Below are 11,544 nucleotides of genomic sequence, written 5' to 3'. Positions count from 1 at the left end.
GGCCGAAGAGGGGCGGGCAGCAGGCGAGGCGAGCGAGCAGGTCGCCAGTGAGAGCCGGACGGACCGCCTCAGGATTCGCGCCGCCTGGATGTATTTCGTCGAGCAGATGACGCAGAACGAGATCGCCGACGTGCTTGGCGTCGGCCGCGTCACCATCGTGCGCATGCTCGCCGACGCGCGCTCGCGCAACGAAGTGAAGATCACCATCGAAAGCGAATTGTCGGAGATCGTACGGCTGGAGCGCGCGCTGGAGCGAACCTTCGGCCTGCAGCAGGCGCTGGTCGCCCCGCTTACCGCGCCCAATGCCGACCCGATCCCCGCGATTAGCGCCAAGACCGGGGCTTTCCTGTCCGACACGATGAAATCAGGCATGCGCGTCGGCGTCGGGTGGGGCCGGACGCTGTTCTCCAGCCTGCCCTTCATCAGCGCCAAGTCGCTCTCCGATTTCAAGGTCATTTCGCTGCTGGGCGGTGTCGGCGTGGTGCGGCGCTACAACCCGGCCGAGTTCGCCTGGCGCTTCGCCCAGATCTTCCAGGGCGACGGGTATCTGATCCCCACGCCGGCCGTCGTCGACAGCGTCGAGACCAAGATCGCGCTGGTCGAGCGCTGCGGCCTGCAGGAGGTCTTCGAAATGGCCAACGTGCTCGATGCGGTTCTGCTGAGCGTCGGCGGCATCGCCTCGGCCACCACCTTCTCTCGCGGAGGCTTTCTCAGGGAGGCGGACCGCGAGGCCCTGCTCGAGCGTGGCGCCGTCGGCGACCTTCTGTTCCATTTCTTCGACCGCAATGGCGACCTGGTCGACCATCCCGTCAACAGCCATGTGATGTCGGTGGAAGTCGACCGTCTGCGCGCGGCGCCAATCCGCATCCTTACCTCCGGCGGCGAGGAGAAGACCGAGGCGCTGCTCGGCGCCATGAACCTGATCGCGCCGACGATCCTGATTACCGACGAGGAAAGCGCCAAGCGCATGCTCGAGGCGGTCAGCGCAAGCTGAAAGATCCCGTGATGTAATCGGGCCAGGCCTGCTGCTCGTCGAAAACGGCTTCGAGATCCGGCGTGTCCGCCAATATGCCGCCGAGTACCAGCGCCGTGGCGACGCCGGCGCCGTTGCCGCCTGCCACGTCGTGCTCGACGCTGTCGCCGACGCAGACCACGCTGCGGCGGTCAGGCTCGCCGGCCAGCGCCAGGGCTGCGTCGAAGATCGCCGGATAGGGCTTGCCGATGCGGGTGACGCTGCCGCCCAGGCCTTCGTAGAGGTCGGCGATCTCGCCGGCGCCGAAGCGCGGTCCGACAGCCGTCAGCATGATCCTGTCGGGGTTGGTGCAGAAGCACGGCACCTGCCGCGCCGCCGCCGGGGCGAGCAGCCGGCGATAATGGTCGAGGTCGTGGCGGTCGCCCTCGCTGGCCGAGATCAGCACCAGCTCGGCGTCCTCGCCGGCCGCGGTCAGCACAAAGGGCAGGCCCTCGATCGCTGTGCGGTCGTTGTCGCGGCTGATCAGAAGGCATTTTGTCCCCGCGCGCAGCTTTCCCGATGCCGCCATCTCGTTGAAGGATCGCCACGCCACCTCGCCGGAGGACACAAAATGGTCCCAGCTGCCGGCGGCGAAGCCGAGTTTCAGCAAGCGGTCCTCATTGGGCCTGGCGCGTTTGCCGGAATTGGAGATCAGCACCACCGTCTTGCCGGCGCGCTTCAGCGCCGGCAATGCCTCTACCGCGCCTGGATAAGGAGCCTGGCCGTCATGCAGCACGCCGAACTGGTCGAGCAGGAACACCTGGTAGCGATCGACCAGCGGCCCGATACCGTCGAGGCGCTCGATCTTCGTCGCACTCATACCAGTCCTGCCTTGCGTGCGCCCTTGAGCGCCAGCCGCGCCGTGCCGGCGGCCGCCTCGTCGGAAAGTGCGGGCGGGAAATCGACGCCGAGCTTGCGCCGCCGGATCGCTGTCCAGGCCGGATTTGCAGCGCCGCCGCCGACGCTCCTGACCGAGGTCAGCGCCGGCGCGCCGAGCTCGGTCAGCCGACGATAGCCGAGCGCCTCGATCGCCGCCATGCCCTCGAACATCGCCTTGAGATAGTCGGCATCCTCAGCTGGTCGCGGCGAAAGACGCGGCGGCAAGGTGGGATCGGCGATTGGGAATCGTTCACCCGATGCGCCGAGCGGATAGTAGTCGAGCCCGGTTTCGGTCGTGGGGTCTATCGCCGCGCTGAGTTCGATGATCCGCGCCAGCGAAAAATGCTGCGCCAGCACCTTGCCGCCGGAATTCGACGCACCGCCGGCCAGCCAGGTGTCGCCAAGGCGATGGCTGTAGATGCCGAATCGCGGTGCCGAGATTGGCCGGTCGGACAGGATCTTGATGGTCAGCGAGGATCCCAGCGCCGTGACGCCATCGCCGGCGGCCGTGGCGCCGGTCGCCAGGAACGAGGCACAGCCATCCGTGGTGCCGGCGACCACGACCGCATAGCGCGGCAGGCCGAACAGCTCCGCTGCGGCCGCGGCGAGCGTGCCGGTGACGTCACCCGGCTCGACCACATCAGGCAGCAACTCCATGCGCATGCCGGTGGCCGCGATCCAGTCCGGCCAGCGGCGCGCCTCGACATCAAAGCCTGTCTTCAGCGCATTGTTCTCGTCACTGACGTCGAAGCGGCCGGAGAAGTTGGCGGCGATCCAGTCGGCTTGGTGCAGCACGGCCGCGATATCGGGCAGATGCTGGAACCGCAACGCCTTGGCCAGGCCTGAGGTGGCGCCGTGCGCGGCGCTCGCGTCCGGCGCCTTGCGCGCGATGGCGGCCAGGATGCCGGCGTCGTCGACCTTGTCGTTGTACATCAGCGGTTCGGCCAGTGGTTGCCCGGCGCCGTCGACCGGCAGCAGCGTGCCCGACGTGCCGTCGACGGCTATGGCACGGACAGCAGTGCGGTCGACCCCCGAAAGCAGTTCTGTCAGAGCCGCCTGGACCGCTTGCCACCATGCCGACGGGGAGCGGGGATTTGGGCCGAATTTGTCAAGCCGAACGGCGGACTGGCCGGCAATGGAAAAATCCGGACGCATGGCGACGGCGCGCGCGCCCGATGTGCCGATGTCGATGCCGATGACAAGGGGCATCATGTCTTCAGTCCTGTGCTAGGCGCCTGTGGCATTGAGCTTCTGTCGATACTGCTCGGCGTCCCAATTGACCAGTTCGTCGTTCTCGGCAGCGGTGAGATAATTAAGCCGCGCCGCGACATCGACGCGAGCGGTCACGTCGGCGAGGCAGCGCTGCATGGCGTCGGCGCCGGCACTGGCGTCGCCTCGCATCAGCACGCCAGCGCCGGGAAACAGGATCGCCACGGGGGCCATGCCCAGGCGCGCTGTGACGCTAGCCGCCTTCTCGCCTGGCTCGGCCACCACCGACCCCTGGCCGAGGAAGATGACATGGTCGGGATAGAGGCTGCCAGCCTCCGCCATGCGACGGCTTTGCGCATCGAGCGCAACTGCGTGGGCTTCCAGATCCACCGGTAACCGGTAGGTGCTGTCGGCGGCAAGCGCTGTCAGGGCCGCGATGTCGGGCGGGGCGGTCGCGCGCGCCGGCCGTGCCAATAGCGAACGGACGCGGTGGAGCAGCCGCTCGGCCTTGTCCACGGTTTCGGCGGCAACGACCAGCCCATGATTGCCAAGGATCAGGACGTCAACACCAGGCCGCAGTCTCTCGGCAATGCCGCGGGCGAGGGGCAAGCCCGGCCGGCAATAAGGCACATAGGCCCATTCGATGCCGCCGAGCCGGCTGGCGACCTCGGCCTCGCCATTGGCCTGCACGGCAAGCGCAATCGTGTCGACGCAGTGGACATGCAGGACCGCGCGTTGCGGCATCAAGGCATGCACCGTGGTTTCGATCGACGGGCGCAGGCCGCGCGGATTGAGTTCGTCGATGGTGAAGGCCTGCGGCTTGTCGGCGGCGGGATCGCCCTCTTCGACCGCCTTGAGCAGCGGCGCCATCGCCACCGGAACCATGATGTCGTCGCTGAGCGCATCCTTCAGCCAGGTGCCGGAGGCCTTGATCCACAGCGTGTCGCCGGCCTTGAGCGAGGTGTTGCCGCCCGCCGCCTGGGTCATGTGCGGGTTGAGCCCGATCCTGGCTGAAAGCGCCCGCAAGGCCGCCAGTTCCTGCGCGTCAGCTTGGGTTGCCATGGCGCCTTTCCTTCAACGCTTGCCCGGGATCCCGCCGCTGGGGCCGGTTGGCGTTGATATCGCAGATGCGAGCGACTTACGTCAACAGTGATCTACTATCGTCAAAACTGGCTTGCAATCCGACTGATGTTGAGTAAGTTGCACCAAAATGGTACCCGGGAGGAAAGTGTTGAGCGACTCCGGCCGCCAGCGTCAGATCGTCGAACTGTTGCGGGACCGCCCGTTCGCCTCGGTGCGCGAGCTGCAGGAGCGGCTCGGCGTTTCGGCGGCGACGGTGAGGCGCGACATCGACCGGATCGACGAGGCTGGCGAGGCGCGCAAGGTTTATGGCGGGATCTCGGCGCTCGACGGTGCATCCCATGCGGGCGTCGCCTATGCCCGGCCCTATGACGAGAACCGTGATCTCGCCGTCGAGGCCAAGCGGCAGATCGCGGCGACCGCGGCGACGATGGTGCGCGATGGCGACGCGGTCATCGTCCACGGCGGCTCGACCTGCTTCCATCTCGGCGTCAGGCTCGCGGAGCGTAACATCCGTCTCTACACCAATTCGATGCCGCTCGCGGCCTATCTGAGCGACCATGGCCATTGCAGCCTGACCGTTGCCGGCGGAGAGCTCCATCGCGAACCCGGCATCATCCATTCGCCGGTCCAGGCCACGCCCTTCTACGCGTCGAAATTCTTTCTCGGCGCGCAAGGCCTCAACCAGGAAGGCGTGCTGGAATCGCATCCGCTGCTGGTGCGCTCCATTGTCGATCTCAGCCTGTGCGCCGACCAGATCGTTGTGCTGGCCGACAGCCGAAAGCTGTCGATCCACGCGCGCAATGTCGCTCTGCCGCTGTCGCGCATCGGCACGCTGATCACCGATGACGGTCTTTCGGATGCCGATGCGCGGATGCTGGAGGACGCCGGCGTCATGGTGCGGATCGCGCCCACCACGGGAGGCGTGCCGTGAAAGTGGCGGTGCTCGATTTTGGCAAGACCAATTCCAAGCTGTTCGTCTTCGGCCAGGATGGACGCATCCTCGACGAGCGCCGGACCCAGCCGAAATGGATCCGCCAGGACGGCTTCAGCGTGCTCGACGAGGCCGCCCTCCATGACTGGGCACTCGGTGCGGTCACAGAGGCGGTCGAAAACCATGGCGCGGAAGGGGTGATGGTGTCGGGCCATGGCTGCACCTTCGCCCTCGTCGACGACGCGGCGCTGACGCATGCTATCCTCGACTACGAGCAGGAGCCGCCGGCCGAAATCGCTGCCCGGATCGATCGCCGCATTCCGGATTTTGCCGAGACGTTCTCGCCCCGGCTGCCACTCGGCTTCAACTATGGCCGTCACATGCTGTGGCTGCAGGACGTCGATGCCGATGCCTTCGCGTCGGCCAGATCGATCCTCGGCTACCCCCAGTACTGGAGCTGGCGCCTCGGTGGCCGAGCCGTTTCGGAAGTGTCCTATCTCGGCTGCCATTCGCATTTGTGGGCGCCGCGCAAGCGGGACTTTTCCTCGTTGGTCGATGCCGAGGGCTGGCGCGGCCGGATGCCGGCCTTCGCGCGCGCCGGCGCGGTCATCGGTGAGCGGCGTCTTGGCGGAGCGGAACGGCCAATCGCCATCCACAATGGCGTCCACGACTCGAATGCGGCGCTCCATGCCTATCGTCGCCAGGAGCTTGGCCGGCTGACCGTGGTGTCGACCGGAACCTGGGTCGTCGTGCTCAATCCCGACTGCCCGCTGGACGTGCTCGACCGTGACCGCGACATGCTGGTCAACGTCGATGTCGACGGCGGCCCGGTGCCGACCATCCGCTTCATGGGTGGGCGCGAATTCGCCGCCATCAGCGGCGGCTGGCAAGGCGCGATCCCGCATGGCTCCATCCAGCAAGCGATCGATGCGGGCATTATGGCGCTGCCGAGCTTCGCGCCGGGCGGGCCGATGCCGGACCGTCCCGGCCGCCTGGTCGGGCGCACGCCCGATGCCGGCGAACGCGCCGCCGCGGCGCTGCTCTATGTGGCGCTGATGGTCGATCTCTGCCTTGACCTCATCCATTCGCAAGACACCGTCATCGTCGATGGCGGGCTGAACACTGGCGGCCTGCTTGCCGGACTGTTGGCCGAGTTGCGTCCCGGCCAGGCCTTCCTGCAGGGCGCCACGCTGGAGGGCAGCGCCACCGGCGCGGCAGCACTTGCCTTCGAGAGCGTCGGGCGTGACTTCGCCGCCGAGGCGCCGGAGCCGGTGGATGCGGCACGCTTTGTCGGCCTTGCCGGCTATCGCGACGCCTGGCGCGATCGCGTTGGGCGGAAGGGCGACGCCATCAAGGCGGCGGGTGGTGCACGATGAGCGCGGCGGCACAAAAACTGGCAAGCAGCCATCCGGTCCTGGAGATGCGGCACATCTCCAAGACCTTCGGCGCGATCCGCGCCTTGCAGGATGTTTCGCTCACCGTCCATGCCGGCGAGCTGCATGCTCTGATGGGTGAGAACGGCGCCGGCAAGTCGACGCTGATGAAGGTGCTGTCGGGCGCCTATCGGCCGGATGCCGGCGGCGAGATCCTGATCGATGGCAAGCCCGCCGCGACCGGCGATCCGATCAAGGCGCGTGCCGCTGGCATTGCGGTGATCTATCAGGAGCTGTCTCTGGCGCCCAATCTGACGGTGGCGCAGAACATCTTCCTCGGCAACGAGCCGCGACGCTTCGGCATTGTCGACCGCGATCAGTGCAACCGGCGGGCGAACGAAATCATCGCGCGGCTCGGCGTCTTCTTCTCGGCGCGTGCGCTGGTCTCCCGCCTGTCGCTCGGCGAGCGCCAGCTGGTCGAGATCGCCCGTGCGCTGTCGACCAATGCGCGCATCATCGTCATGGACGAGCCAACCACTTCGCTGACGTCGCGTGAGACCGACAGCCTGTTCGAAGTGATCGCGACGCTGAAGGCGCAGGGCATCGCCATCATCTACATCAGCCATCGCATGGAAGAGGTCTACCATCTCGCCGACCGTGTCAGCGTGCTGCGTGACAGCGGCTATGTCGGCACGCTGGATCGCGCCGACCTCAACGCCTCGCGGCTGGTGTCGATGATGGTCGGCCGCGATCTCTCCGCTTTCTACAAGAAGGATCATCGTCCGCCGGATCTGAAGCGCGCCGTCGCACTCTCGGTGCGCGGCATGTCCGACGGACGCCTGCTGAAGAACTGCTCGTTAGACCTGCACAAGGGCGAGGTGCTGGCTCTCGCAGGTCTTGTCGGCTCCGGCCGCACCGAGCTCGCAAGGCTGATCTTCGGCGCCGACAGGCGCAGCGCAGGCACGCTGGAAGTCGATGGCAAACCGATCTCCATCGGCTCGCCGCGCGAAGCGCTCGACGCCGGCATTGCCTATTTGACCGAGGACCGCAAGGAACTCGGCCTGTTCCTCGACATGTCGATTTCCGACAACATCAGCATGGGCGTGCTGGCCAGAGACGCGCTGAGCGGAGGGTTCCGCGACTTCAGCGCCGCCGAAAGGCGCGCGGCAAAGGCCATCGCGGACCTGTCGATCCGCGCCCGCTCGACGCAGGCCAATGCCGGCTCGCTGTCGGGCGGCAACCAGCAGAAGGTGCTGCTCGCCCGGCTGCTGGAGACCGAGCCGAAGGTCGTCATCCTCGATGAGCCGACGCGCGGCGTCGATGTCGGCGCCAAGTCGGAAATCTACCGGCTGATCGACAACCTCGCCAACCGGGGCATAGCCATCCTGATGATCTCCAGCGAATTGCCCGAGGTGATCGGCGTCGCCGACCGCGTGCTGGTGATGCGCGACGGCGCCATAGCAGGCGAGGTGACGGCATCCGGAGGCGAACCGCTGCGTCAGGAGGCGATCATGGAACTTGCGACGGGAGCGGCCCAGGAATGACCGACAGGACGACGACGAGCGTGGATCAGGCGGTGGTCAGGAGCCGGCGGCTGCGCACAGCCTTCGCGGCGCTCGGCATGCTGCCGGTGCTGGTGCTGCTGGCGGCGGGCTTCCAGTTCATCAATCCCCGCTTCCTCACCGAGACCAATCTGCTCATCGTCACGCAGCAATCGTCGATCAACATCGTTCTCGCCGCCGGCATGACCTTCGTCATTCTGACCGGCGGCATCGACCTGTCGGTCGGCTCGATCCTCGCCGCGTCGGCGATGGTTGCGGTGCTGGTGTCGTTGGTGCCCGACTGGGGTCTGCTCGGCGTGCCGGCGGCCATCCTCGTCGGCCTCGGCTTCGGGCTGGCGAACGGGCTGCTCGTCGCCTATATCAGGCTGCCGCCGTTCATCGTCACGCTGGGTTCGCTGACGGCGGTGCGCGGCATTGCCCGCCTGCTCGGGCAGGACACGACGGTGTTCAACTCGGACCTGCCGTTCGACTTCATCGGCAATGGCTCGCTGTTCGGCATTCCCTGGCTGGTCGTCATCGCACTGTCGGTCGTGGTGCTGTCCTGGCTGGTGCTCAAGCGCACCGTGCTCGGCACCTGGATCTATGCCGTCGGCGGCAATGCCGAGGCGGCGCGGCTGACCGGCATCAAGGTGCCGCTGGTGCTGCTCTTCGTCTATGGCGTGTCCGGCCTGCTCGCCGGTCTCGGCGGCGCCATGTCGGCGGCAAGGCTTTACGCCGCCAACGGCCTGCAACTCGGCCAGTCCTACGAGCTCGACGCCATCGCCGCCGTCATCCTCGGCGGCACCAGCTTCGTCGGCGGCGTCGGCTCGATCTGGGGCACGCTGATCGGCGGCCTGATCATCGCGGTGCTGTCAAACGGGCTCATCTTGGCCGGCGTTTCGGACATCTGGCAGTACATCATCAAGGGATTGGTCATCATCGTGGCGGTCGCCCTCGACCGCTACCGGCTCCAGGCAGGGGCGAGAACGTGAGTGACCTGGTCGCCGGGATCAAAGACCGGCTTGTGTAACGCACCGCGAGAGGCGCGGTGCATCAGGAGGAAGTAAGCGTAATGAAGACCATCGCCAAACTGCTTTGCGGCACCGCGTTCGCGGCCGTCGCCATCGCCCCGGCATCGGCCAAGGACCTCAACAAGGTCGGCATCTCGGTCGGCCTGCTCGGCAACCCCTTCTTCGTCGCCACCATCAAGGGCATCGAGGACGCGGCCAAGAAGATCAATCCGAAGGTCGAGGTGACGTCGGTTTCCGCCGACTACGACCTCAACAAGCAGGTTTCGCAGGTCGATTCCTTCATCGCCGCCGGCGTCGATGTGATCATGCTCAACGCGGTCGACGCCAAGGCGATCGCGCCGGCGGTGAAGAAGGCACAGGCGGCCGGCATCATCGTCGCCGCCTTCGACGTCTCGGCGCCGGGCGCCGACGTCACGGTGATGACCAACAACGTCAAGGCCGGCGAGGAGGCCTGCCAGTACCTGGTCGACCATACCGGGGGCAAGGGCGACTACGTCATCCTCAACGGCCCGGCATCGTCGTCGATCCTGGAGCGGGTCAAGGGCTGCAAGAACGTGCTTTCGCAGCATCCCGACATCAAGATCCTGTCGGACGACCAGAACGCCGAAGGCTCGCGCGACGGCGGCCTGAAAGTGTTCCAGTCGCTGCTCACCCGCTTCGACAAGATCGACGCGGTGTTCGCCATCAACGATCCGACGGCGATCGGCGCCCAGCTCGCCGCCAAGCAGCTCAACCGCTCGGAGTTCATCTTCACCGCGGTCGACGGCGCGCCCGATATCGAGAAGGAGCTGTCCTCCGGCACCTCGATGATCAAGGCCTCGGCCTCGCAGGATCCCTATGTGATGGCCGGCCAGTCGCTGACGATGGCGGCCGAGCTGCTCGCCGGCAAGAAGCCGACCGAGGCCACCGTGCTGCTCGATCCCAAGCTGATCACCGCCGAGAACCTGAAGGACTACAAGGGCTGGACCGCGGCCCGCTGATCACTCCAACAAGCGCGGCCGGGTTGATCCGGCCGCGCCTTTCCTCATCGCCGCAAACCGGAGACGATCATGGCGCGCATCGGAATCCATTCTTTTGTCTGGTCGGCGAGCTCGGCACAGAGCGCGCTTGAACGCACGCTGGCCAACACCAGGGAGGCTGGCTTCGACCTGATCGAATTCTCCTATCTGGACCCGGCCGATGTCGACATTGGCGGGCTTGCCAAACGCATCGCCGATCTCGGCCTCGGCGTGGCGATCAGCATCGGATTGCCTGGTGACGGCGACATATCGAGCGCCGACAAGGCGGTCGCCGCGCGCGGCGTCGACATCCTCAACCAGACCATCGCGCTGACGCGCGATCTTGGCGGCAGCAAGGTCGCCGGCATCCTGTCGGCCAGCCATGGCCTGCAGGTCGAAGCGCCGACCCGCGATCAATGGAACCGCAGCGCCGCAACACTGGCGCAAGTCGCCGAGACGGCGAAGGCGGCCGGCGTCACGCTCAATCTCGAAATCGTCAACCGCTTCGAGAGCAACCTGCTCAACACCGCTTCACAAGGGCTGGCCTTCATCGAAGACACAGGTTCTGACAACATCTTCCTGCATCTCGATACGTTCCACATGAACATCGAGGAGGCCGATGTCGGGCTGGCCATCCGCCACGCCGCGGGCAAGATCGGCTATGTCCATATCGGCGAAAGCCATCGCGGCTTCCTCGGCACCGGCAATATCGATTTTGCAGCGATATTCGATGCGCTGACCGCCATCGGCTATGCCGACGATCTCAGCTTCGAATCCTTCTCGTCGGAGATCGTCGACGAGAACCTGTCGAAGAAGACCGCGATCTGGCGCAATCTTTGGACCGACAATATGGCGCTCGCCAGGCACGCGCGCGCCTTCATCGGCCTCGGGCTGGAGACGGCGCGGCGCAAGGCGGAACTGGTCTCGGCCCGTCACAAGCCGTAGGGCCGCCGCCGGCGGCGGGATTTCCCCTGACGCCCAGGCGCGTATACGCCCGCTCGTCGTCATCGCGCATGCATTGCTCCCGTGCCATGCATCGGCTATCCGAGCTCCGCGACACATGAAGCAGAAGGAACCCGGCATGACCAACAAGACGATCCTAAAATTCGGCCCCGTCGAGCACGCGGAAGCCGGCGATCTGCCAGGCTGGATCGTGGTCGAGGGCCACCCGACCATGCAAACCGCTGTCCAGCACACGACGGAAGACGGCAAGGTGATGTCGGGAACCTGGCGGGCATCGCCCGGCACCTATCACGCGAGCTACACCGACTATGAGTTCGTGCACATGATCGCCGGCCGCATCATCATCACCCCCGACGGCGGCACGCCTGTCGAAGTCGGCCCCGGCGATGCTTTCGTGGTGGAAGCCGACTTCAAGGGCACCTGGAAGATCGTCGAGCCGGTGACCAAGCATTTCGTCGTCCGCGTGGCCTGAACCCGCCGCCTCGACCGCAGACGCAAGCAGGTCGGCAATGAGCCGACCTGCA

Annotated in this window: 11 protein-coding genes; 8 read left to right on the top strand and 3 right to left on the bottom strand. The window is 66.3% G+C overall.

Translation table 11 applies throughout. The features are described from left to right. A partial coding sequence (locus tag C1D09_RS01685; RefSeq protein ID WP_246135628.1) for a sugar-binding transcriptional regulator occupies positions 1–994 on the top strand: 994 nt, incomplete at its 5' end. On the opposite strand, the gene C1D09_RS01680 is transcribed toward C1D09_RS01685, so the two are convergent. Genes C1D09_RS01680 through C1D09_RS01670 form a run of 3 tightly spaced genes read right to left on the bottom strand, consistent with a single transcriptional unit; the run spans position 981 to position 4,162 of the window. Continuing rightward, positions 981–1,832: a TIGR01459 family HAD-type hydrolase gene (locus tag C1D09_RS01680; RefSeq protein ID WP_143972687.1), complete on the bottom strand. Its 852-nt coding sequence runs from the start codon at positions 1,830–1,832 to the stop codon at positions 981–983. The two genes, C1D09_RS01685 and C1D09_RS01680, sit on opposite strands and share 14 nt — an antisense overlap. Then, complete coding sequence (locus C1D09_RS01675; RefSeq protein ID WP_143972686.1) at positions 1,829–3,103, bottom strand: FGGY-family carbohydrate kinase; 1,275 nt, start codon at positions 3,101–3,103, stop codon at positions 1,829–1,831. Before C1D09_RS01675 ends, C1D09_RS01680 begins: the two co-directional genes overlap by 4 nt. A 15-nt stretch (positions 3,104–3,118) precedes the next feature. Further along, the gene (locus tag C1D09_RS01670) at positions 3,119–4,162 is read right to left on the bottom strand and encodes a class II aldolase/adducin family protein (RefSeq protein ID WP_143972685.1); all 1,044 of its coding nucleotides are present in this window, start codon (positions 4,160–4,162) and stop codon (positions 3,119–3,121) included. A 169-nt stretch (positions 4,163–4,331) separates the two neighbouring features. Between C1D09_RS01670 and C1D09_RS01665 the strand changes: the two genes are divergently transcribed. From C1D09_RS01665 to C1D09_RS01635, 7 genes are all read left to right on the top strand, one after another. Further along, positions 4,332–5,114, top strand: coding sequence for a DeoR/GlpR family DNA-binding transcription regulator (locus tag C1D09_RS01665; protein WP_143972684.1), 783 nt, complete (start codon positions 4,332–4,334; stop codon positions 5,112–5,114). After that, on the top strand, positions 5,111–6,490 hold the full coding sequence (locus C1D09_RS01660) for an acetate and sugar kinases/Hsc70/actin family protein (RefSeq protein WP_143972683.1): 1,380 nt from the start codon (positions 5,111–5,113) through the stop codon (positions 6,488–6,490). The genes C1D09_RS01665 and C1D09_RS01660 overlap by 4 nt, the downstream gene beginning before the upstream one ends. After that, positions 6,487–8,031, top strand: coding sequence for a sugar ABC transporter ATP-binding protein (locus C1D09_RS01655; RefSeq protein ID WP_143972682.1), 1,545 nt, complete (start codon positions 6,487–6,489; stop codon positions 8,029–8,031). The genes C1D09_RS01660 and C1D09_RS01655 overlap by 4 nt, the downstream gene beginning before the upstream one ends. After that, positions 8,028–9,020 carry an ABC transporter permease subunit gene (locus C1D09_RS01650; RefSeq protein ID WP_143972681.1) on the top strand — a complete coding sequence of 331 codons (993 nt, stop codon included), beginning with the start codon at positions 8,028–8,030 and terminating at the stop codon, positions 9,018–9,020. Before C1D09_RS01655 ends, C1D09_RS01650 begins: the two co-directional genes overlap by 4 nt. A gap of 80 nt (positions 9,021–9,100) precedes the next feature. Continuing rightward, positions 9,101–10,039, top strand: a complete 939-nt coding sequence (locus C1D09_RS01645) for an ABC transporter substrate-binding protein (protein WP_143972680.1) — start codon at positions 9,101–9,103, stop codon at positions 10,037–10,039. A 69-nt stretch (positions 10,040–10,108) separates the two neighbouring features. Further along, positions 10,109–11,002, top strand: a complete 894-nt coding sequence (locus C1D09_RS01640) for a sugar phosphate isomerase/epimerase family protein (RefSeq protein WP_143972679.1) — start codon at positions 10,109–10,111, stop codon at positions 11,000–11,002. Positions 11,003–11,138: 136 nt separating this feature from the next. Beyond that, the gene (locus tag C1D09_RS01635) at positions 11,139–11,492 is read left to right on the top strand and encodes a cupin domain-containing protein (protein WP_143972688.1); all 354 of its coding nucleotides are present in this window, start codon (positions 11,139–11,141) and stop codon (positions 11,490–11,492) included. The last annotated feature ends 52 nt before the right edge of the window (positions 11,493–11,544 follow it).

It is taken from the genome of Mesorhizobium intechi, from assembly GCF_002879535.1.
Lineage (GTDB): Bacteria > Pseudomonadota > Alphaproteobacteria > Rhizobiales > Rhizobiaceae > Mesorhizobium > Mesorhizobium intechi.
The sequence above is the reverse complement of the archived record's forward strand: the minus strand, read 5'-3'. Positions and strand labels throughout refer to the sequence as shown.